This is a genomic window from Emticicia sp. C21 (assembly GCF_003418935.1).
Taxonomy (GTDB): Bacteria; Bacteroidota; Bacteroidia; order Cytophagales; family Spirosomataceae; genus Emticicia.
This window is the reverse complement of the sequence record NZ_QVMT01000003.1, coordinates 483,493-506,339: the sequence shown is the minus strand read 5'-3', so window position 1 is coordinate 506,339 and position 22,847 is coordinate 483,493. Positions and strand designations below refer to the sequence as shown.

The 22,847-nt window shown below is 42.0% G+C and carries 17 protein-coding genes; 10 read left to right on the top strand and 7 right to left on the bottom strand.

Annotated elements, in window-relative coordinates:
* The first annotated feature begins 227 nt into the window (after positions 1–227).
* Together D0T08_RS09845 and D0T08_RS09840 are read left to right on the top strand one after the other, a co-directional pair.
* Entirely contained in the window at positions 228–2,654 is a 2,427-nt protein-coding gene (locus D0T08_RS09845) for a 3-coathanger stack domain-containing protein (protein WP_147322743.1), read from the top strand.
* A gap of 140 nt (positions 2,655–2,794) precedes the next feature.
* Positions 2,795–3,940, top strand: a complete 1,146-nt coding sequence (locus tag D0T08_RS09840; RefSeq protein ID WP_116982446.1) for a leucine-rich repeat domain-containing protein — start codon at positions 2,795–2,797, stop codon at positions 3,938–3,940.
* Between the two features lie 11 nt (positions 3,941–3,951).
* Here D0T08_RS09840 and D0T08_RS09835 read toward each other — a convergent pair whose 3' ends face one another.
* Entirely contained in the window at positions 3,952–4,335 is a 384-nt protein-coding gene (locus tag D0T08_RS09835; protein WP_116982445.1) for a VanZ family protein, read from the bottom strand.
* Between the two features lie 354 nt (positions 4,336–4,689).
* On the opposite strand from D0T08_RS09835, the gene D0T08_RS09830 reads away from it, so the two are divergent.
* From D0T08_RS09830 to D0T08_RS09795, 8 genes are all read left to right on the top strand, one after another.
* Positions 4,690–5,937 carry an efflux RND transporter periplasmic adaptor subunit gene (locus D0T08_RS09830; RefSeq protein WP_116982444.1) on the top strand — a complete coding sequence of 416 codons (1,248 nt, stop codon included), beginning with the start codon at positions 4,690–4,692 and terminating at the stop codon, positions 5,935–5,937.
* Between the two features lie 42 nt (positions 5,938–5,979).
* Positions 5,980–7,440: a TolC family protein gene (locus D0T08_RS09825; RefSeq protein ID WP_116982443.1), complete on the top strand. Its 1,461-nt coding sequence runs from the start codon at positions 5,980–5,982 to the stop codon at positions 7,438–7,440.
* Positions 7,441–7,576: 136 nt separating this feature from the next.
* Positions 7,577–8,242 (top strand): ABC transporter ATP-binding protein, encoded by a 666-nt coding sequence (locus D0T08_RS09820; protein WP_116982442.1) that lies wholly within the window; start codon positions 7,577–7,579, stop codon positions 8,240–8,242.
* Positions 8,243–8,399: 157 nt separating this feature from the next.
* Complete coding sequence (locus tag D0T08_RS09815) at positions 8,400–9,653, top strand: ABC transporter permease (protein ID WP_116982441.1); 1,254 nt, start codon at positions 8,400–8,402, stop codon at positions 9,651–9,653.
* A 38-nt stretch (positions 9,654–9,691) separates the two neighbouring features.
* The gene (locus tag D0T08_RS09810) at positions 9,692–10,849 is read left to right on the top strand and encodes an ABC transporter permease (protein WP_116982440.1); all 1,158 of its coding nucleotides are present in this window, start codon (positions 9,692–9,694) and stop codon (positions 10,847–10,849) included.
* A 222-nt stretch (positions 10,850–11,071) separates the two neighbouring features.
* On the top strand, positions 11,072–11,437 hold the full coding sequence (locus D0T08_RS09805) for a four helix bundle protein (protein ID WP_116982439.1): 366 nt from the start codon (positions 11,072–11,074) through the stop codon (positions 11,435–11,437).
* 158 nt (positions 11,438–11,595) lie between these two features.
* Complete coding sequence (locus D0T08_RS09800) at positions 11,596–12,969, top strand: sigma-54 dependent transcriptional regulator (RefSeq protein ID WP_116982438.1); 1,374 nt, start codon at positions 11,596–11,598, stop codon at positions 12,967–12,969.
* Entirely contained in the window at positions 12,950–14,266 is a 1,317-nt protein-coding gene (locus D0T08_RS09795; protein WP_229238932.1) for a PAS domain-containing sensor histidine kinase, read from the top strand. The genes D0T08_RS09800 and D0T08_RS09795 overlap by 20 nt, the downstream gene beginning before the upstream one ends.
* 236 nt (positions 14,267–14,502) lie before the next feature.
* On the opposite strand, the gene D0T08_RS09790 is transcribed toward D0T08_RS09795, so the two are convergent.
* The 6 genes from D0T08_RS09790 to D0T08_RS09765 all read right to left on the bottom strand — a co-directional run bounded on the left by D0T08_RS09790 (position 14,503) and on the right by D0T08_RS09765 (position 22,780).
* The gene (locus D0T08_RS09790; RefSeq protein ID WP_116982437.1) at positions 14,503–15,135 is read right to left on the bottom strand and encodes an outer membrane beta-barrel protein; all 633 of its coding nucleotides are present in this window, start codon (positions 15,133–15,135) and stop codon (positions 14,503–14,505) included.
* Between the two features lie 20 nt (positions 15,136–15,155).
* Complete coding sequence (locus D0T08_RS09785) at positions 15,156–16,964, bottom strand: serine/threonine-protein kinase (protein WP_116982436.1); 1,809 nt, start codon at positions 16,962–16,964, stop codon at positions 15,156–15,158.
* Entirely contained in the window at positions 16,961–17,821 is an 861-nt protein-coding gene (locus D0T08_RS09780; protein ID WP_116982435.1) for a Stp1/IreP family PP2C-type Ser/Thr phosphatase, read from the bottom strand. Before D0T08_RS09780 ends, D0T08_RS09785 begins: the two co-directional genes overlap by 4 nt.
* A 206-nt stretch (positions 17,822–18,027) precedes the next feature.
* Positions 18,028–18,879 (bottom strand): serine/threonine-protein kinase, encoded by an 852-nt coding sequence (locus tag D0T08_RS09775; RefSeq protein ID WP_116982434.1) that lies wholly within the window; start codon positions 18,877–18,879, stop codon positions 18,028–18,030.
* Positions 18,880–19,026: 147 nt separating this feature from the next.
* Positions 19,027–20,718, bottom strand: coding sequence for a trypsin-like peptidase domain-containing protein (locus D0T08_RS09770; protein WP_116982433.1), 1,692 nt, complete (start codon positions 20,716–20,718; stop codon positions 19,027–19,029).
* Between the two features lie 280 nt (positions 20,719–20,998).
* Positions 20,999–22,780 (bottom strand): ABC transporter ATP-binding protein, encoded by a 1,782-nt coding sequence (locus tag D0T08_RS09765; protein ID WP_116982432.1) that lies wholly within the window; start codon positions 22,778–22,780, stop codon positions 20,999–21,001.
* Positions 22,781–22,847: the final 67 nt, after the last annotated feature.

Sequence of the window (22,847 nt, the reverse complement as noted above, 5' to 3'; positions counted from 1 at the left end):
ACCTCTCCTGAAAGAACTACTGAATGGCTGCTGCGCGTTTCAGCCTGGCACATTAGGTATATTCTCATGCTATAAGCAGTTTTCTGCCAAAGTTTACGCCCAATAAGAATTAACACAAAACAGATTTTTTGCCTTAGAGAAACCTGATTCCGGCTTTGTGCCAGCATAGGTCTATCTAAAGTTTTTGATATAAATCTTCCTTTTTAGAAAAACTAAAATACACGCAAATGAAGTATAACTCTACTTTTAAAAATTGCGCAATGCTGATTTTAAGCTTCCTAACAGCTAGTCTGACCTTTGCACAATATACCAACATTGTTCAGGATACACCCATAGGCCTATCCCCTACTTCAACTTTATATACCAGCAAAACTGAGTCCTTCTTATCGGTTGATGAGAAACTAAAGCCGGAAGCCTTTGCAGTTCCAAGTGGTATTGAGCCCGCTTTGGCAGGTAATCCGATTACCAAAGGTGTTCAAAAAGTTAACACTAAAAAACGTGCTTTGGATGCCCCCATGTATGTCTATGCAGGTTCTGACAGGGTTTGTGGTGGCGATAGCGTAGATTTACACGCCACTTGCTATGTCGGAACAGTAGTATGGTATAACTCAGCTACCGGAACAGAAATCATCGGCACAGGCGCAGTGCTGAATATCGCTCCCATAACCAACGAAACCTATTATGCCGCCTGCGACCACGACTTTCAGACAAGTAGCCGGGTGGCAACACATGAGGTAGTGATACTGGCTAAACCCAATATGCCCATCAATGTGCATATCAACAAAACAAAAGTCTGCCGGGGTAGTGAGGTTACTTTAACAGGTGCATGTACTGATGGTACTTTAGTCTGGTATCTGACCGAATCTGAAGCAGATAGTATGGGCTATGGCAATAGTTTCAATATCATTCCCTCGCAGGATACCCGATATTTTGCCGCTTGTAGTAATGGCACATGCGTTACAAACAGAGTAGCCACAGACTCGGTAATGGTACTCGATGTGCCCGACCAACCCACCCAAGTATTTGCCGACAGACTAAAGGTTTGTAGCAGAGCTGTGGTAAATATGTCGGGTGTATGCTCGACAGGGGCATCAACATGGTACGACTCCCCTATCGGCGGAACAGTATTGGACGGTGGCACCCAATCGCCGGAAGCAACTACTACCTATTATTGTGTATGTGTTAACCAGATGTGTGAGAGCCCTAGAGTACCTACCAGTCCGGTAGAAGTGATTTCTCAACCTGAGCTTCCCACCTATGTAATGGCTAATAAAACCAGCATTTGCAAGGGCGAAAGTGTTACATTAACTGCTAGTTGTTCTATTGGCACAGCTACCTGGTATTCTTATCCGGTTGGTGGGCGTACCTATGTGGGTAGAGGTAATTCGATTAGTTTCGTCCCCGATTCAACCAATACCTACTTTGCTTCCTGCGAAAATGACATCTGTGTAAGCGAACGCGTACGCACCGATGAAGTAGTAGTGAATAACCATCCCTCAGTACCAAGCAATGTAGTAATAGATAAAACAGAAGTTTGCGGGGGCAGTCCGGTGTCACTTTCAGCCAATTTTACAGCAGGCACGCTTAAATGGTATACAGAAGCCTCTGGTGGAACAAGCATTGGCTCAGGTAATAATCTGGTTCATAATCCATTAGTAACTACCACCTATTATGCTGCCTGCGAAACCGGAGGTTGTACGAGTGTGAGAGTAGCCAGTACCCAATTACTGGTGAAGCCTAAACCTGTCAAACCTCGTATTTCGGGGATTACAACCATCTGTAGCGGAGAGAGTATCAGGCTTATTGCCACTACTACCAATGCCAATGGCACTTATTACTGGTCAAATGGCGCAACAGGTTTTTCTGTCGATGTTTCGCCTACGGCTAATACCAGTTATCAGGTTTTAGTAAAGGAGAATAGCTGCCCCAGCGACTCTTCGGATGCATTCAATATTATTGTGAACCCAAAGCCTGCACCTCCCGGTATTACTACGAATAATCCGGCTATTTGTAAAGGTGGTTCAACCCTGATAACCGGAGAATCTGCCAATGCTGCCGATTCTTTTTATTGGAGCACACCCACACAGAATAACCGGGTAACCAGCAGTAATAAAAATATAAGAATGATAACCGAGCCCGGTATTTATAAAGGCTGGAGCGAATCGGCATTCGGTTGTAGAAGCAATGAAGCGAGTATTACTATTCTTCAGGGTGCTAACTGTAACGGACAGAATTTTATCACAATTACTCCCGAAAAACCTGTTATTTGCCCCAATACCACTGTCATGCTCACCGCCAGCGGCTGTAGTGGCACTGTTACCTGGATGAACGGCAACTCAACTCATACCGGAACCTACATAAAAGTAAGCCCTAGTGTTACTACTTCTTATATTATCAATTGCAGCACAGGCGGAATGACAAATGTGGACGTAGTAGTAGCCAATACAAATGTAGTAGTGACCAACAATGTATCTACGGGAGTAGAACGGATGAAAGCCATTCTAGCCCTTGAATCATCCAGAAAAATAGGCGACCCAGATTATACCCCTGCTCCTAATGTCTCCTTTGAAGCAGGCCGTTCCATCCTCCTGAAACCAGGTTTTGTGGCCGAAAAGTATAGTACTTTTAAGGCTGAGATTAGGGGATGTGAGTAGTCAGTACCCAAAACATAATATAAGCAGTCATAGAATAAAGGTCTATGACTGCTTTTTTATTTACTACACTGTAAAGTAGGATTAAATTTTCTATTTTTGGAAAAGAACTTTTACCTAATACCTACACATCCAATTTTTCTATGTCTGAATTAGCTTTACAATTGATTGAAGAGAATAAAAAAACGAAAAACACTTTTTTGGATTTAGGGCGTTGTAGCTTAGAAAATGAGCTACCAGAAAAATTACTGGAGTGTGTTTGGTTAAAAGAATTAAATCTGGGATGGGCCTATGCTAAATATGAACCTTATGAAATTATTGAATCGACTAATAGTGGAGAGCTAAATCAATTTCAGGGCAGTGAATTATCAGCCTTACAGAAACTGCCTCAATTAGAAGCTGTATATCTTAACGCTTGTAGTATAATTGAAATTAGTTTTTTAAAATATCTAACACATTTACACTCATTAAATATTAGTGAAAATCCTTCCATTCAAGATAGTCGCTTCTTGCAGGATATGGCCCAATTACAGACGTTAGATATTAGTTTTACTGGAATAAATGAGATTAGTTTTTTGCAACACCTGATCAGGTTGGAGAATCTGGAAATTTACTATAGCAAAATTTATAATATAAGCCCTGTTGGGAGCCTTACCAGATTACGGTTTTTAAATCTTAGGGACAATCAAATTCAGGATATATCTCCTATAGAAAACTTAAGGCAATTACGAACCTTACACCTTGGTAGCAATAAAATTCAGGATATAAGCTCATTACAAAATTTGATTCATTTGAGAGTACTGAACCTTTATGGTAACCAGATTCAGGATATTAACTTTTTACGAAATCTGACGCAACTATGGCATTTAACCCTTGCTAAAAATCAAATTCAGGATATCGGTTCCCTGAAAAATATGACCCAAATGCAGCACTTACATATTAGCGAGAATCAAATTCAGGATATTAGTTCTCTGCAAAATATGAAACAATTACAGTTTCTATTCCTTGATTACAACCAAATTCAGGATATTAATCCTTTACAAAATTTGACGCAATTGCAGACTTTATTTCTTAACAATAATCAAATTCAGGATACTAATTCACTGCAAAATCTAACTCAATTAAAGTCTGTATCTCTTGGTTCCAATTATATTAATGATAAAAATCAGGTCTCTATGCTTATAGGTCTACCTCAACTTTTTCATTTAGGCCTAAATAACAATCCTGTTGATACTTCTTCTTTAGATTTTACTAAAGTAGCAGCCAGGTACAAAAATACAGAGAGCTGAAAATTGTTTCCTCAGAATAGCTGAATAATATAATATGTGAGTAATCCCATTATTACGCCTAGGCCATCTGCCAGGCCATCATACCAGCTGAAAGTTCTTCTGTATTTTCCGGGTAATTTATCTTGCCATACTTCCAGCAGAATACCATAGACAATGCCTATCAAAAAGGTTTGTAAGTAATCTTTAAAGACAAATTGCCAGCAGAAAGACCATGTTGCAAATGCCACAAAATGCGCCATTTTATCGAGATAACCATTTACTTTCACACCACTACTAACCATACCTTTGACAATTCCCTTAGTGGGCATAGAGAATAGCAAAAATAGCATGCTGGTAATAAAAAACGCAGAATATTTACTGGAAAGAAGCGCAATGACTCCTTGTTTTATTTCCATAGGGTATTTTCTAGGGTGGTTTAAATATCTGCTAAATTACTAAATAAAAGAATATGGCTATAAATTAATATCTCTTTACTATCTTAAATATTGAACCTATCTTCCGTTAGTTCGGTCTGCAATTTGTTATTTTTCAGATGAATATCAGTTTTGGTAAAAACTATTTAAATCATCATCCCAAAACCGCACACCCCGTCCCATTATCGGACACTTTTTCAAATCCAAAAATCACATAAAACACTTATTATCAATCAATTACTAATTGGCACGTTGATTGGAGGACTTATATTGTATTTGTTCAAAAATGAACAGATGCAATAAGCCTCAACACATATACAAAATTATAAAAAAGCTATGGACAAAGAACTCTCAATAACTGAGGTCCGGAAACAGAAAAGTAAAAACTGGTTGATTGGTGTAGCGGCACTGGTGGTGGTTGCGCTAATTGTCTGGTTAGTAAGAAACACACTCTCGTCTTCTATCAGCAAATCTGAAATCAGAATGGCTGTGGCCGAAATGGGGGATGTAGAAAATACACTCACAGCTTCGGGTGAGGTACAACCTGAGTTTGAGCAGGTAATTACCAGCCCTATCATAGCCGTAATTCAGCAGGTGCTATTAGATGCCGGAACGCAGGTAAAAGCCGGAGAAAAAATTCTGGAACTGGATAAAGAAGCTACCCAACTGACCTTCGACAAAGAAAAAGATGAGGTAGACCTGAAGAAAAACAAGATTGTAAAACTACGCCTCGACCTCGACAAAAGTTTCTACGACCTGAAAATCGATGACTCTATCAAGGCTATGAAAATCACAAGCCTGAAAGCAGATGTTGAAAATGCCAAACGCCTGCAAAAAGCCGGAGGTGGTACCCGTGAGGCCATCGAAACGGCAGAAATGAACCTCCGCATAGCCGAACTGGAGAAAAAACAGCTTGAAAACGACATCAGAATCAAGCAGCAAACGATGCGTGCTGATATTAAGGATTCAGAACTATCAGCTCAGATTCAGGAAAAACAATTGATGGAGTACCAAAGCAAATTGCAAAAGGCTAATATCATCGCCAGCCGTCCAGGCGTACTCACCTATGTCAACAAAAATCTGGGTTCTAAGGTATCAGAGGGCGAAATCCTGGCTCGTCTGGCCGATTTGGGTAGCTTCAAAATTATCGGTGCTATCTCTGATAATTATGCTGACCAGGTGAAAATCGGGATGCCTGTCATTATCCGCATCAACAATACCCAATTGCGCGGTAGCCTGACCAATATCCAGCCATCGGTACAAAACAATATTCTGAGTTTTGATGTGGCACTGGATAGCAAAAGTACCGGCTTGCTTCGCCCAAAACTAAAAGTAGAGGTATTCCTCATTACGGCAGCCCAACAGAATGTAGTTCGGGTAGCCAACGGCCCGGCATTCAAAGGCGCCACCGTGCAAGATGTATTCGTACTCAGAAAAGACGGCAAAGCCGAGAAACGCACAGTGAAATTAGGTCTTTCCAACTTTGATTACGTAGAAATCACAGAAGGGGTCAAACCCGGAGAAACAGTTATTATTTCAGACCTGAGCGAATACAAAAACACCAAAGAATTAGAAATTAAGTAATCATTCGCTAATTCACAATTCACTAATTCGCGATTACCCATTATGAAACAGCTAATTTACATATTAATCACATACTTACTAACCCATACCTACACCTCGCAGGCACAGGGAGTGACGAAGCTCACCCTGCCCGAAGTGGTAGAAATGGCCAAAGGTCAGTCAATTGCAGCACGGCAAGCGGCTACCACCAAAGAAACCAAGTATTGGGAGTGGCGCACGTTTCAGTCGAACTATAAACCTCAGTTGACATTAAATGGAAATCTGCCTGCCTTTACACGGTCGTTCATTCAGGTAGTGCAACCCGATGGTACCATTCAGTTTCAGCCAGTTCGCTATAATAATTCGTCGTTGAATTTATCTTTAAGTCAATCGGTCATGCAAACGGGCGGACAAATCTATGCCACCACTGAATTGCAGCGTTTTGATGATTTTGCACGTAAAAACACACTTTACAACAGTACGCCTTTTGCGGTGGGATATTCACAACCGTTTTTCAGATTCAATCCGATGAAATGGGATAAAAAGATTGAACCTTTGAAATATGACGAGAGTCGGCAGGTTTTTATTGAATCGTTAGAGAAAATTGCGGTAAAATCGACTGAATATTTCTTCAATCTGCTATTGGCACAAGTGAATCTGCAGATTGCAGAAACCAACCTCAGCAATACGCAGACCATCGTAAAGATAGCCAACGAAAAATACGACATTGGCAAAACGACCCGTAACGAAATCCTGCAATTACAACTCGAATCACTGAAAGCGCAAAAGGCCATTGCTACTGCGAAAAGAGATTTAGAAATTGCTACGCTGAACCTGAAAGCTTATATAGGTTTGCAGACAGATACCCGATTAGAATTAGTTGTGCCTGACGGAATTACTGCCATTCCCATCTCTAATCAGATAGCTTTGGAGCAGGCCTTTGAAAATCGCTCGGATGCTATTTCGTTCCGCCGCCTGCTTCTGGAGGCTGACCGTGTGGTTTCTAAAGCCATTGGCGATAATGGTTTAAATATGACTTTAACGGCTAGTTTAGGTTTCTCAAATACAGGCTTGAGGATTCCGGAACTCTACAAAAAACCACAAAGTCAGGAATCGATACAATTGCAGTTGGATATTCCGATTCTGGACTGGGGTCGCTCGAAATCAAGAACCAAAACAGCCGAAGCACAGAAAAAACTGACTGAATACACCGTGGAACAATTAAAACAGACATTCAGACAGGAGATTTATACACAGGTAACGCTTTTTGAAATGTTGAGAAATCAGTTGAGTCTGACCTCTCAGGCCGATAGCATTGCCTCTGAAAAATATCAGATTGCCCAAGACCGCTACGTGCTGGGCAACCTGAGCATCACCGATTTAAGTATTGCTTTCCAGGAAAAAGACCAGGCCAAACGCGATTATATCAACGCCCTACAGGATTACTGGAAAACGCACTATGAACTTCGGTATCTGACGTTGTATGATTTTGAAAAGAACAGGAAGATAGCGGTGGAGAATTAAAGAATTTAGTGAATGAGTGAGTTAGTGATTGAGTGATTAATTAAAATAAACTAAATAATATAATCACTAACTCACTCATTCACTAAATCACTCCATACCCATAAATCTAAATAATCACATTAAACCAGCAAATATTATGATTAAGTTAAAGAACATCGAAAAAGTTTATCGTACCAGTACCATCGAAACCCTCGCCCTGAATGAGATTAACCTTGAGGTTGGTAAAGGAGAATTCCTGTCTATTATGGGGCCGTCGGGCTGTGGTAAAAGTACGCTGCTCAACATCATGGGTTTGTTAGACGAACCCTCAAAAGGAGAGATTTCGGTCGATAATGAGACCATCAGAGATTTCTCTGACAAAAAACTGGCTAGTTTCCGCAATCAGAAGTTGGGTTTTATCTTCCAGAGTTATCATCTCATTAACGATTTACCTGTTTTGGATAACGTAGAGTTGCCCCTACTCTATCGCAACTCATCAGCCAGCGAACGTACGCAACTGGCAACAGAAGCCCTACAGAAAGTAGGTTTAAGTAATAGGATGAAGCACTACCCTACCCAATTATCAGGTGGACAAAAACAGCGAGTAGCCATTGCCCGTGCCATTGTGGGCCGCCCGGAAATCATCCTGGCAGATGAGCCGACAGGAAACCTGGATAGTGCCATGGGTAATGAAATCATGGATATTCTGATTGGCCTCAACAAAAACGACGGCACCACCATTGTAATGGTAACTCATGACGAAAACATGGCCAAGAAAACCAATCGTTTAGTAAGACTCTTTGATGGAACGCAGGTAATGTAAAAATTGAGCGATTTAGCGATTGAGTGAATGAGTGATTATTACTTCACAACTTCACTTTTTAATTGTGTCACTTGGTGTCCTTTGTGTACATAGTGGCAAAAATTAAAACAATCACTAAATCACTAATTCACTCAATCACTAAATAAATTTCTCTCTCATGCTTAAGAATTATCTAAAAATAACATTTGCCGTACTGAAACGTAGAAAGTTCTTCACGTTTATCAGTCTCTTCGGCATCAGTTTTACCTTATTGGTGCTGGTAGTCATTACGTCTTTTATTGACCATCTTGTTTCGGCAGGATACCCGGAAATTAATAGAGACCGCTCTTTATATATCGAAAGAATGGTACAACGAGATACTACACAAAACGGGCAAAGTAGCGGTCCTGTAAGTATGTACTTCCTTGAGAACTTTGTCCTGAAAATGTCAACACCCGAAATGATAGGCTTTGCCTCATATCCGAACACGGTTAATGCCTACGCCAATCAGAATAAAATAAAACTGATGTATAAATATACCGATGCCAATTTCTGGAATATCACCAGTTTTGATTTCCTGGAGGGCAAGCCGTTTAACAAGCAAAATATCGACAATAATGATTTCGTAATGGTTATCAACGATGATACCCGTGACAAATATTTTGGCAAAGGAGTATCGGCAGTAGGTAAAACGATGGAGTTGGATAACCTCACTTACCGCATCATTGGTGTGGTGCGTGGATGTCCTGTTACCCGTATATATGTGGCATCAGACGTGTATCTGCCTTATAATACCTCTAAAAGAGACCAGACTAAGAAAAACCTGAATGGCAGTTATATGGCATTCTTATTGGCTAAAGGTCCGGAGGATTTTTCAAAAATCAAGGCCGAATATGAGTCAATCATGCGTAAAGTACCCATCACAAGCGAAGACAAGTGGTTCAAACCCAACAAATTAGAGTCTACTGCTGATACCTACGTAGGTTCATTCCTGAGCCAGTTTACGAGTTCTGACGGTGATACCAAAAAGGCATATCTGTATATGGCTCTTGTAGGGATAGCCTTGCTTTTCATGTCTTTACCTGCCATTAATCTGGTCAATGTCAACATCAGCCGTATCATGGAACGCGCCTCCGAAATCGGCATCCGCAAGGCATTCGGAGCATCATCAAAAGTGCTCACTTACCAGTTTATCACCGAAAATATCATTCTTACGCTGATCGGAGGTTTTATTGCGCTTATTCTTTCAGTTGGGGTTATTTACTTTATCAATAGCAGTGGAATGATTAACTACGCCGACCTGGCCATCAACTGGAAAGTTTTTGTGATAGCCATTTTAGTGAGTCTGGTATTCGGGCTATTATCCGGGGTTTATCCGGCCTGGCGTATGTCTCGTTTGCAAGTAGTTACTGCTTTAAGAGGGGGCGAATAAGTTCAGGTTAATCAATCACACTTTATTCATTTACTATTATGTTAAAACATCTTTTTAAACTAATATGGAAGAAGAAAAAGAGCAACTTTCTGATGATGCTCGAAATCTTTGTATCCTTTCTGATATTATTTGCCGTCTGGACATTGAGTTTTTACAATTATCGCAATTACTCAAAACCATCGGGCATAGAACACCAAAACGTATGGGCAGTTTTTATTGATTTCAATACGGATAACGACAGTCTGAAAACGATTTACCGTGATTTAGTCAGACAAAAACTCAAGAGTTTTCCTGAAATAGAAGCCTCAGCATTTACTTCGAGCAACATGCCCTATAGTTTTAGTTCATCTAACAGCGATATGACTTACAATGGAAAGCATACGCATCCTGAATTCATGAGTGTCGACCCGACTTATCCAGACGTGCTGAAAATGAAATTGGCAGAAGGCCGCTGGTTTACCGAAGGCGACAAAGTCAATAAAATCAAACCCATTGTTATCACCCAAAAGATGAAAGAGGATTTATTTGGTAACGATAATGCTTTGGGGAAAATAATTGGCGAGAAAGACGACAGAAAGCAGATAATAGGCGTGCTAAGTCATTTTAAATTTGAAAACGACTTCCAGGCAGAATCGGCTTGTATGCTAGAGCCTCTTGGTGGTTGGCAAACAGATATGCTTGTAAGAGTAAAACCGGGAACTACTGTAGAGACAGAAGCGCTGGTATCAAAGGCAATTGTGCAATTAGGCAAAGACTGGTCGGTGGAGATTCAGCATTTAGATAATATGAAAGCCAACAAAAACCGTATTATCTGGGTACCCATTCTGATATTGCTGATAGTTTGCAGCTTCCTGATTTTCAATGTGGCTTTAGGGCTTTTCGGAGTATTGTTTCAGACCATCAGTCGCCGCAAGCAGGAGATTGGCGTACGCAGAGCCATTGGTGCCACCAAAAGCCATATTCTGTGGCATTTTGTAGGGGAAACTGCTGTAATTACAACCTTTGGGATTATTTTAGGCCTCTTTTTTGCCATCCAATTCCCTTTGCTGAATGTCTTCGATTTAGAGGCATTTGTTTATATAGTTGGGATTGTGCTGGCGATAATTTCAATTTATATCCTTGTAATTGCCTGTGCATTGTTTCCTAGCAAACAGGCTTCGGAGATTTATCCTGCTGTGGCTTTGCATGAGGAGTGATCAGGCAGGGGGCATGGAGCAGAGGGCATAGGGTTAACTTTAGGGCATGGCGCAGAGAGCCAAGGGTATTGAGCAAAGGAAAGGGTGCAGAGGGTTTACAACATTACACAATCATGGCAACCAGCCCTCTACCCAAAACCCCAGGCTCCATGCCCTTTGCCCCATGCAAATTTTACCTATATTTGCCAAAAGCAAGCGCCTAATCCCTTTACCCTTAATACCATGACAAAACGAAAGTTTCGCTTTGAAGATTTAGAAATATGGAAGACCGCCATTGAAGTCGGAGACCATCTGTTTAATATTTCTGATGCTTTAGAGGGCAAAAAACTTTTCCGTTTTGCTGAGCAATTAAGGGGCTGTGGCATGAGCATATCGAATAATATTGCTGAAGGTTCTGGCTCATTTTCTGACAAAGAATTTATATTATTCTTAAATTATGCTCGACGCTCCTGTTTTGAAAGTGCCAATATCCTTATCATTTTATTGAGAAGGAATTTAATTGATGAATCAATAAAAAATCAATTATTTGAAGAATTAGAAGTTTTAAGTAGAAAAATAACCAATTTCCAAAAAACATTGCGCGGGTAAGGGAGTAGAGGGCATGGAGCAGAGGGCAATGGGTGACTTGCTTAAAGCATGTAGTTATGGGTACAAAGGAAATAAATTGTGCCCTTTGCCATAACTACACGCTTCACCCCATTCCCTTTGCTCCCTGCCCTTACCCCCTGCCCCATGCCCTCTGCCCCATGCTCTTAATCATTGACGATGACATAGCCGTGCGCACCTCCCTCTCTCTCTTAATGAAAAAAGAGGGTTTCGATTTTGTTGCTGTGGGTTCGCAGCAGGAGGCTTTGTCGTTTTTACAACTGGAAGTACCTGATTTGGTTATTCTGGATATGAATTTTTCGAACGATACCTCGGGCAACGACGGGTTGAGTTTATTAGAAAAAATCAAGAAAATCAATAATAGTATCCCTGTCATATTGATTACTGGTTGGGCTACCATCGATTTAGCCGTGAAAGGCATGAAATTAGGGGCCAGTGATTTCATCAATAAACCCTGGCAAAATGCCCACCTGATGCAATCTATCCGCACCATACTGGATTTATCAGAAAAGAAAACCCTGACACTGACACGCAAGAAACTGGATGCCCAATACAATTTCAGTCAGTTAATTGGTGAAGATGCCGAGTTTTTGAAGATACTGGAAACCATAGGTCGGGTAGCCTCTACCGATGCCTCAGTACTGATTATGGGCGAAAGCGGCACAGGTAAAGAACTCATTGCCGAAGCCATCCACCAGAATAGTCAGCGAAACAGGAAGCCTTTTGTAAAAGTAAATTTAGGTGGAATTTCAACCAGTTTATTTGAATCAGAGATGTTCGGACATGTCCGCGGAGCATTCACTGATGCCCGCTTTGACCGTGTCGGCCGCTTTGAAATGGCCAATAAAGGCACTATTTTTCTGGATGAAATCGGGGATCTGGATTTGAGCAGTCAAGTGAAACTATTGCGCGTCTTGCAAGACCGCACCTATGAAGTATTAGGCAGTAGCCGCACCAAAACGTTAGATGTTCGGGTGGTTTGTGCCACCAATAAAAACCTGGAAGAAAGCGTACAGAAAAACTCGTTCAGAGAAGATTTGCTGTATCGTATTAACCTGATTACGATTAATCTCCCACCCCTACGCAAACGTCCGAACGATATTCCTTTACTGGTTAATTTCTTTGTGCAAAACCTACGTGAAATATATAGCCGTCCGAATCTTCGGGTGACACAGGAAGCCATGAAGTGGCTTAAACAACTGCCTTTGCCGGGCAATATCCGACAATTAAAAAATCTGGTTGAACGCACAATTCTGGTGAGCAATCATGATACTTTAGAACTAACCGATTTTCAGGCACAATGGCAGCCAACAGCCCGCAAACCTAGTTCGGTAGCATTGCCGGAAGTGGGTACCATGACGTTAGAAGAAATGGAAGTGCAGATGATACGCCGGGCATTAGAGTTTCATAAAGGCAAGGTAATGACAGTAGCCAAAGCACTGGGCTTGACACGCAGTGCTTTATATCGTAGATTGGAGAAATATAATATCCCGCATGATGAAGATCCGGACTAAGTTTTTGCTTTTCATGGTGGTCATTCACTCGGTAATGATTGGCCTTTCTTTCTATATTTTTCAGGATAATAAGGTCGTTTTCATCATTTCAGAGGTTTTTGTATTAATCTCGATATTCATCGCCTGGCAATTGTATAATGATTTGATTGCTCCCATCCGATTACTCATGACGGGCATTGATGCCATGCGTGATAAGGATTTCAGCGTGAAGTTTCTGAAAGTAGGCAAGATTGAAATGGATATGCTGATTGATGTCTACAATGGTATGGTCGAACAACTCCGACATGAACGCACTCAACAGGAGCAACAACATTATTTCCTCGAAAAACTAGTCCAAACCTCCCCTACCGGAATCCTGATTCTGGATTTTGATGATAATATTGCTAATATCAATCCAAAGGTTTCTGAGATACTAGGCTTAGAGGCGAGAGAACTTATTGGAAAGTCTATTTTTGATTTTGACAAAGTATTGCTGCAAGCCATCAGCACCCTGAAAACAGGTGAATCTAAAACTATTTCCCTTAACGGTATACAGACCTATAAATGCCAGAAATCACATTTTATCGACAGAGGTTTCCCAAGATATTTTGTGATGATAGAAGAACTAACAGCCGAGATTCTGCAAGCGGAAAAGAAAGCCTATGGCAAGGTAATACGGATGATGGCGCATGAAGTAAACAACTCCATCGGCTCAGTTAATTCTATTCTGGATACTACAGTTCAATTACAGGAGCATGATTCAGATATTAAATATGCGCTCGAAATAGCCATTCAGCGGAACGATCACCTGAACTATTTTATGCGGAACTTTGCCGACATGGTTCGTCTCCCCGAACCTCGCCCCGAGAAAATAGATTTGAACGAATTACTACGAAATGTCGTGCAATTAATGGAGTTTAAAGCCTCAGCATTGGGCATCAGACTTGAAACACAACTTACCGAAATGCCCTTTCTTATTTCGGCAGATTTACATCAGTTGGAGCAGGTGATTATCAATATTATCAAAAACTCGATTGAGTCCATAGAAATACGCAAACTCCGCCAGTCTGATTCTGCGCCGGATGGCTTAATCAATATCAAAACTACTTTTACCAAAAAGCAACTGGTGATTGAAGATAACGGACTAGGTATTTCACCGGAAGTAGAACAACAGATTTTCTCTCCTTTCTTCACCACTAAAGAAAACGGACAAGGCATCGGCCTGACACTTATCCGTGAGGTTTTGGTAAATCACGGTTTTCAATATTCTTTAAAGACGAATGAAGATAAGGTGACAGCTTTTCAGATTCGGTTTTGAGTTAAGGTCACTGTTTCACGCGTATACTCGTCCGAGAAAGCGCGTGGCACAGTTAGCAGAGGAGTTTTTTTACCACGCAAAAGATATTTATTCAATTACCTTTGCTCGGCGTCCGCTTGCTTTAGCTGGAGGTATAAGTAGTAGTATCAACTGGCTTTAGTAAAACCTGAATTCTCCCTAGTTATGCGTGACACGCGCTTTTGCGGACGAGTATACGCGTGCCACGCAGGCCATTGCTAATTAAAAAAATAATTTAACCCAATGCCAAACTGAAAAGTCTTTACGTCAGGGCGATCTTCTATGCCGTTTTCGTTTAAGAGAAAGCTATTGAATTTGCCTAAATTGGCTCCTGCTTTAAGATTAATGGCGAATCTTGGGCTGACAAAGAAATTCACTCCACCACCCAATGAGAGGGCACCACCACTCAGTTCATATTTAAACAATTGTCCATTCAGTTGTACAGGATCAACCACCAGATACTGATAATTATAGGCTAATTCAGCGTAAGGTCTTACCTTTTGTAGGGTACCTCCAAAATTATAACGGGTTCCTACGCCTACAATCGTCATACCGTAGTCGTCCCAATCGTTTTTAAATTTAAAGGTATGGTAATCGAGTGTAGCAAACAGTTCTATATGCTGCGTGATGCCAAAGCCAAGATTAAGACCGCCACCGATACCTGTGGGCTCCAGTTCGTCTAATTGATTAAAATAAGACGAAATCCAGTGTTTATACCCGCCCCCCAGACCGATATGGAAGCCCTCAGTATTGGAACGCAACGTGAGCGCATCCTGCGCCCGGGAGGAGAAGCTTATGATTGAACACATGCATACAAAGGCTATGTATTTTTTCAATAAGATAGTTTTCATAAAGTTTATGATTTAAAAGTTTATAGTGTAATAGTTAAGATAGTGTTGGCAGTTTTAGGGTCGGGTAAGATGCGCATCCCCCTTGTAAAAACAACCGCTTCAGTAGAACTCCCTGATTTACCTAATTCAGGACTTTTGAGCGATACCCAATCGCCATTTACCGCTTGTACCCGCTCGGGTCTGAACTCTAAGAATGACTTTCCGGCATCACTTGAGCGAGCACTGGTTACTTTGGCAGTAGCCCTTGCCCCTGCAGCAATCACCACAATTCCATCTACCCGTATATCACTCAAAACCCGCAGGTTGATACTCTTGCCCTTGATGCCCGGATCGTTGGAAGATATGGTTTCGTCCAATACCACCGCTACCGATAAGCCTCTGACAGTCACATTGCGAGTGACTTTGGCTTTAGGCTCTTCCCGTACGGGTTCGAGCTCTTTGACAGGCTCTGTAACAGGTTGCTTCGCAATAGGCTCTGATGGTGTCGGTTTAGGCTCTTCTTTCTTCTTTTCTTCTTCCTTTTTTTCAATAGGTTGTTTGGTTTTCTCTTTGTCCTTAGTCTTTTCTTTATTGTCTATGGGTAATGTTTCTTTAGGCTTGGTCTCCTTTTTTTCTATTGGATTCAACACTTTATCTAAGGGTTGCTGAAAGCCTACATCGTTATTGCTGACTTTTTGAGAATCAGTAGTAGCAACAGGCTGGGGTATCACCAGAGTTGTAGTTGGTATAAAATTCTCAGCCTGTTCATTCTTGTCAGATTTTTTTGGAGACATAAAGAATACCCCCACAATGACAATCATCAAGGCCGCAAGAACTGCTCCGCCCAGAATCATTCCCTCGGTTGACAGCATCCTGGATCTGACCGTCTGCACCACCGTAGAATTTGAACCCGATGCCCTTTGCTGCCGATGGTCGGCCAGTCGGGTCGGGTTGGTATTGGCCTTGGTGTACATTTCTGTAGGGGCAATGTTTACCTCTACTTTTTTCGGCTGCAAAGTTTGTGGCACTACTCTACCCGGTGTTACAATAGTACTGAGGATATGCCGTAAATCAGCCGCACTTTCAAATCTTCTTTCTGGTTTCTTTTGAAGTAAAGTATCCAGAATCTCTTCCACCTTTTTTGGCAGATTACCTATGCGGGTACGCAAAGGAATTGGCTTTTTAGTCAGAATCTGCGTTATCAATGTTGAATCAGTTGAAGCTTCGAAAGGCATTTTGCCAGATAGCAATTCGTACATCAGTATCCCAATGGCATAAAGATCTGATTGTACGCTTGGCTCGCTCCCATCTAATAATTCAGGTGCCATATACTCCAATGTTCCTACAATCCTATCTGCCCTCGTCAATCTCTGAGAACCTACCATACGGGCAATACCAAAATCCATTAGTTTCACAATACCCTCACGGGTGAGCATCAGGTTGGCAGGCTTAATATCCCGGTGCAGAATCCCTTTTTCGTGGGCATGGTGCAGGCCGTCTAAAGTTTGCATCATGATTTTCAAGACTGATTCCAGGGGTAGACCTCCGTTTTGTTTCAGTAGTTTTTCTAAGGTCATACCATCTACAAACTCCATCACCATGAAGTTATCATTGCGGTCTCTCAGAAAATTATAGAGAACAGCGACATTGGAATGATTGAGCTTGGCAGATAGGATAGCTTCGTTACGGAAACGCTCAAAGAAAGTCGTATCACGAACCAGATGCGGATGCAGAATCTTGACAGCCACCGAGCGTTGCAAAAGCGTATCAGTAGCCCGATAGACGGTTCCCATGCCCCCCTCGCCCAGTAGCTCTTCTACATTATAGTTTTGTATCTTCTGGCCTATCATGGTATGTCAATGTTTTCGGTAGGTTTAGCGGGCTGAAACTCCTCGGGGTTCACTTTCTCCACCAACAGCACCGTTATATTATCGTGGCCTCCACGTTGTTTGGCGGCATCTACCATTTGTTGTGCCGCTTCATTCAGGGTAGGAATCGTTAGAAAAGTGGCAATCTCAGCCGGGCTGAAATAGTCGTAGAGACCGTCACTACAAAGCATCAACCTGTCGTTATTTTCAAACAAGGTCGAAATAGCCTGTACATCTACTTCTACTTTATTATGCGTGCCCATCGCCCTTGTCAGCATATTACGGTCAGGGTGTTTTTCGGCCTCATCTGTCGAAATTACCCCCTGTTGTAGCAGTTCCTGCACGTAGGTATGGTCGGTTGATAACTGAATCAGCTGACCATCTTTGAACAGGTACAGACGACTGTCGCCTACATGTGCCATATACAGCCTGTTCTGGCAAATGGCAACAGCCGTGCACGTAGTACCCATCCCTTTTTGCATCACATTTTTATTTGCCGTTTGCCAGATAGCCCTGTTGGCTTTAGCAAAAGCCACAAATAAACTTGGCTCTGGTGTATCTTCTTGTTGATAATAAGCTTTGGCAATGGTTTCAACAGCCATTTGCGAGGCAATTTCTCCGGCGGCGTGTCCACCCATACCATCTGCCACAATGGCTAAGAAGCCTTTCTGTATTCTCACCAGAATTTTCGACGGACGTACAAACCGGGCCGCATCTTCGTTGTTGGTGCGTACGCGCCCTACATCGGTTACCACCACCGCCCTCAAATCTTCTTCTTTGATGGAGTGTTCTTCTGTAGGCTTAGGCTCGCCTCCTGATAACCATTTTTTCCAAAACATCTTGATGATGATTATAATGAATTGATGTTAAATAATATTTGGTGGATGCATCTGCCATCGTTTCACCGACTAAAGTCGGTAGCTAAAATAACAAAGGAACAATTTAGTAGTGAATGCGGACTTAAGTCCGCATATGAAAGATGATATTTCCTTTGTTATCTTAGACGGCGACTTCAGTCGCTGATACTTATATATAAAGTCAATATTCAAAACGCATTCCTAACCCAATCACTCACCCTACCAAATAGATTATTCCCATCACTCTCCCCCCTCAATTCGCTCAACAAACCCTCGGCTGTCATGCGTTTTTTGGGGTTATGCTGCAATAGTTTCTCTATCAGCCGCTTGCTCTTTTTTGATACATGCGGATTAATGAGATTGGGCGCCATGTACTCGCCACGCTCTATTTTGATGCGGGTTTCGGTTTCTGTCCTGCCATCAAAGGGCAACTGTCCGGTTAACATTTCATAGAGAATTACCCCTAACGCCCAACAGTCCGACTGTATATGGCCCTTGCCATGAAATTGTTCCGGGGCCATGTAATAGGATGTTCCGACGATATATCCCTCTTGCGTGAGTTTGGGTGTATAAGCGGCTTTGGCAATCCCGAAATCAAGTAGTTTGACCAGACTCTCTTTAGTTACTTTGATATTGGCAGGTTTCAGATCCCGATGAAAAATCGTATTGGCATGTAGGTGCGCTACCGCTGCAGCCATTTGTTCCAGTACCTTCCAGACAAAGGTTTCAGGTAATGCGCCTTGTCTTTTAATAAGTCTTTCGAGTGTCAGCCCCTCTACATATTCCATCACAATGCAAGGAATCCCATTTTCGACTGAATATTCGTAGAGTGCCGCAATATTGGGGTGCTTCACCGACGATTGCACATAGGCTTCATTCCGGAATCTTTCTACCTGATCAATACGGTTCAATACTTTTACAGCAGCAGTCTGACGAGTACTTTGATGTTGTGCCTGATATACCTCTCCCATCCCACCCGAGCCTAACCACTGCGTGAGTATGTATCCTCTGATATTCTTATTTAAAAATGGCTCTTGCATGATTACATTTAATTAATTGAGTGATTTAGCGATTGAGTGAATGAGTGATTAAAAATCTGGTTCAATTTCATTGAGATAAATTCTTTTTGATTTCAGTTTACCTACATAATCACTCAATCACTAATTCACTCAATCACTAAATTCTTCCTAAAGCACCTTCGTATTCCCCATCAACTCCATCCCATACTTAATCGGAACGGCGAATGAAATCTGGGTGCCGCGGGCATCGCTTTTGCCTGCGTAGTAGATACCGATTACACGGCCCTTATCGTCGAACATCGGGCCACCACTATTGCCGCCTCCAGTGGCGTTGATGGTCAATTGATAGGAATCGCCAAAGGTGCTGTATAAGTTTGTTTTATCTGCTGAACTCTTAATCAGGCGACCGATATTACCAGGTGTAACCGTTGGTGATGGTACAGAGTTGAAATCTGTATTTGGTTTGAATGGGTCACTTGATTTACGCACCACGTATTGTTCAGGCGCTACTCCCGGATATCCCATTACCGTAACGGCTTGCCCGGCTTTGATGTCGTCATAATTATCCAGTAGTTCTACACTTGCCAGTTTGCCCGGCATCGCTACTTTAATCATGGCGGCATCGTGGTTGTCTGATACTGCCTCAACGGTAGCATTACGGCGCAAAACATTATTGGCAAAGGTTACTTTCAGATAAGTATTACGGCCCTCAACTCTTGAATTAAGTGATCTTCCACCCAGCATAGAGGCCTCTGATGGCACCCAGCCATAGACATCTCCGGCCGAAATCATCTGATTGGTTACTTTGCCTTGGGCATCTAACAGCACACCCGGGAAAGCATATTCAGGAAACGAGAAACCTGTATTCCATGAAGCTGCCACATGACGGTTTGTCAAAATAAAGCCCGATTCTGATACGACAAAACCTGAACCAGAAGCACCTGACATACCGATTGGTACTCCCATCGATACGTTTCTTTTGGTATTCAGATAAGGCTCAATTCTACCTTGTGAGTTCTGCTGATAAGCTGCCACGTAACGCTCACTACCATCCTGCATTTTCATCGGAATATATACATGCCAGATTTCATCGCTTGTACTTGGGTCAAATAATTGCCAGCCAAATTCAATTTTCACGACTTTATCCTGATTGGCTGCTACGATTTCTTCCGGCGATAATGCTTCGCCTCTCTGTTGTTTAATAGAAACCGCATTTCTGAGCGAATCTAACTGCTTGGTAGCATTGCCCATTTGCTGAGCCATTTCGTCATTTTTATCCTGTCCATTTTTCCAGACAATAAAACTAACGGCACTCACTAATACTATGGCAGCAGCTAAGCCCGTCCACAACATACGCTGCGATTTTTTGCGTTCGTGTGTAATTACGCGCTCAAAAGTCTGTTTACCAATGCCTGTTTTCCCAGTATTGGCCGTATTAGCTACCTCACTCGGAAGAAACTCGGTAGTAGGTTTGCTGATGTCTACCATACGAGTCTGCGGCATAAATTCCTGCGGACGAGGATCAAGGTCGAATACGAAAACCGGACCGTTATTACCCAACTGGATTTCATCGCCAGGGAATAATTTTGTAGAGCCTTTTACCTTGATTTTGTTCACCATTATGCCATTGCGGCTATTGTTATCAATCAGCATAAACGAGAGCGGGCCGCTTGAATCCTTCACGATTTTGCCGTGTTCACGGCTCACAACTGTGTCTAAATCAGGGTCAAACTGCACATCGCTGGTGCTGGCACGCCCGAGGGTCAGTTCGCTATGTTTCTGAAAATCGAATTCTTCAATCTGGTTAGCCTTTGCACCCGCAATATGGCGGATGACAAAATTTTGTACTGTGGTGCTCATGGTCTTTATTAGATATTAAATAATGATATTTTAAAAATTTTCATTTGATAATTAATATATCGTCCCTACAGGATTTAGAACTTATTTTAGCTCATTTTTTCTACTGCGCGGCGGCCGCCGATATATCGTCCCTACGGGACTAAAAAACAGTGTTTAAATATCCCGTAGGGATGTTATATCGGTAGAAAGAATGTATGTTGCGAACTCTGGTATCCCGTAGGGATAATATATTTTGCAGCGCATATTGATAATGCTATTTCCAAATGGGCTGCTATTTGTTTTACCCCAACACCGTTGCCGCAAGGCGACCAATGTTGAGGGTTCTTGCATTAGAGTCAATAATCTGGCTATATAAGCCGCCTTCTTTATACAGCGACTCATGTGTACCATGCCCGACTACCTCGCCCTCGCTCAGCACATAGATATGGTCGGCGTCCATAATCTGGCTGATATTATGAGAGATAATCAAGACGGTTCGGTTATGTTTCACAGCATCAATACTTTCTTTAATCTGCTCGGTGGTGATGGCATCGAGGCTCGCCGTAGGTTCATCTAAAAAGATAATCGGCGGATTTTTAAGGAACAATCGGGCAATGGCAATGCGCTGTTGCTGTCCACCTGAAAGTTCTCGGGCCTGCGTATCATAACCATTCGGCATACGTTGTATCTGGTCGTGCAGACTGGCTTTTTTTGCAGCTTCTTCAATGGCTTCACGGGTGGCAGTTAAATCGCCATAGCGGATATTTTCTTCAATAGTGCCTGAGAAAATATGGTTTTTCTGCATTACCAGCCCGATGTTTTCACGAACGAAATCGCTATCATAATCGGCCAATGATTTATCATCTAGTAATACCTTCCCCTTGGTTGGCTCATAGAAACCTGCCAGTAGATTCATGGCTGAGCTTTTACCTGCGCCTGATAACCCAACCAGTGCCGTGGTCTTGCCATGTTTCAGTTCAAAACTCACGTTTTTTAAGGCTTGCTTGCCATTCGGATAAATAAAATCTACGTCCTGAAAACTGAAATTGCCCTGCAGATGCTCTGTGGTTATTCCACCTTTTTTCGATAAATAGGTATTGTTCTCTATCATATCAAAAAAGCCCTCAGAGTAGGTCAAAGCCTCGGTATATTCATCATAAATGCGATGCAAATGACGCACAGGCGACGATACATTGTTGAATAACATAATGTGCAGGAGAATAGCCCCAACCGTCATTTCTTTATTTAATACGAAGAAAATCGTTAAGGTAAACACCATCACAACTCCCAATTGCTCAGCAATACTTTTCAGTCCATCAAACAGGTAATTGGTACGGTGGTGCTTTATTTCATTTTCGGTCAATCTAAGATTGATGCCCTGCTGACGACCCGTTTCATACTTCTCCCGTACAAAAGATTTCACCACAAAAATCGACTCCAATAATCCAAATAATGAATTGGCTTTCTCTTCTCTTACATATTGAATGTTGTGGCGGATACTCTTCTGCCGGAGTGTCTGCTCCCTGCTGATATAGATATAGCAAGGCAGAATAATGGTGGCTACCAGCCCCACCCACACATTCTTTTTATAAATCAACAGCAGTGCGAAAGCGGCATTGGCCAGCATCGGCAGAATATCTACAAATATATTCTTTACAGTTTTGGTCAGACTTTCAATGCCCTTATCAATACGTTTTTCGAGTTTTCCAGTCTGGTTTTGCGACAAGGCAAAAAACGATAGATGATAATTTGTAATTCGGTTAATAGTATAATCATATAAATCACCTGACATACGAAAACGAATGCGGTCGCTCAGAAACTTCTGCCCTAAAGTTATTAGTAAGCTCAATATTTCTTTACCTAATAAAATAGCCACCAGTGTACCAACGATTACAAATATACGTTCCTTGTCAACCGGCTTGTCGAGCATGGCTTGCACCGTATTCACTGAGTACTCCATCACCAAAGGTGTCACCTGCGAAAGCAATGCACCGATTGTTGTCAGCACCAGCGCCAGTATCAGGCTCCCACGGTATTTCCGGATGAAAGGGAATAGTTTTTTTAATATATGGAGGGTGTTCATTTTTGTCTAAAATTTTATCCGATTTCGTAGAGACGTATTGCAATACGTCTCATGGGTCTGTCTTACC

Coding starts and splice junctions, on each gene's coding strand:
- D0T08_RS09845 (WP_147322743.1), top strand. CDS start 228: ATGAAGTATAACTCTACTTTTAAAAATTGCGCAATGCTGATTTTAAGC.
- D0T08_RS09840 (WP_116982446.1), top strand. CDS start 2,795: ATGTCTGAATTAGCTTTACAATTGATTGAAGAGAATAAAAAAACGAAA.
- D0T08_RS09835 (WP_116982445.1), bottom strand. CDS start 4,335: ATGGAAATAAAACAAGGAGTCATTGCGCTTCTTTCCAGTAAATATTCT.
- D0T08_RS09830 (WP_116982444.1), top strand. CDS start 4,690: ATGGACAAAGAACTCTCAATAACTGAGGTCCGGAAACAGAAAAGTAAA.
- D0T08_RS09825 (WP_116982443.1), top strand. CDS start 5,980: ATGAAACAGCTAATTTACATATTAATCACATACTTACTAACCCATACC.
- D0T08_RS09820 (WP_116982442.1), top strand. CDS start 7,577: ATGATTAAGTTAAAGAACATCGAAAAAGTTTATCGTACCAGTACCATC.
- D0T08_RS09815 (WP_116982441.1), top strand. CDS start 8,400: ATGCTTAAGAATTATCTAAAAATAACATTTGCCGTACTGAAACGTAGA.
- D0T08_RS09810 (WP_116982440.1), top strand. CDS start 9,692: ATGTTAAAACATCTTTTTAAACTAATATGGAAGAAGAAAAAGAGCAAC.
- D0T08_RS09805 (WP_116982439.1), top strand. CDS start 11,072: ATGACAAAACGAAAGTTTCGCTTTGAAGATTTAGAAATATGGAAGACC.
- D0T08_RS09800 (WP_116982438.1), top strand. CDS start 11,596: ATGCTCTTAATCATTGACGATGACATAGCCGTGCGCACCTCCCTCTCT.
- D0T08_RS09795 (WP_229238932.1), top strand. CDS start 12,950: ATGATGAAGATCCGGACTAAGTTTTTGCTTTTCATGGTGGTCATTCAC.
- D0T08_RS09790 (WP_116982437.1), bottom strand. CDS start 15,135: ATGAAAACTATCTTATTGAAAAAATACATAGCCTTTGTATGCATGTGT.
- D0T08_RS09785 (WP_116982436.1), bottom strand. CDS start 16,964: ATGATAGGCCAGAAGATACAAAACTATAATGTAGAAGAGCTACTGGGC.
- D0T08_RS09780 (WP_116982435.1), bottom strand. CDS start 17,821: ATGTTTTGGAAAAAATGGTTATCAGGAGGCGAGCCTAAGCCTACAGAA.
- D0T08_RS09775 (WP_116982434.1), bottom strand. CDS start 18,879: ATGCAAGAGCCATTTTTAAATAAGAATATCAGAGGATACATACTCACG.
- D0T08_RS09770 (WP_116982433.1), bottom strand. CDS start 20,718: ATGAGCACCACAGTACAAAATTTTGTCATCCGCCATATTGCGGGTGCA.
- D0T08_RS09765 (WP_116982432.1), bottom strand. CDS start 22,780: ATGAACACCCTCCATATATTAAAAAAACTATTCCCTTTCATCCGGAAA.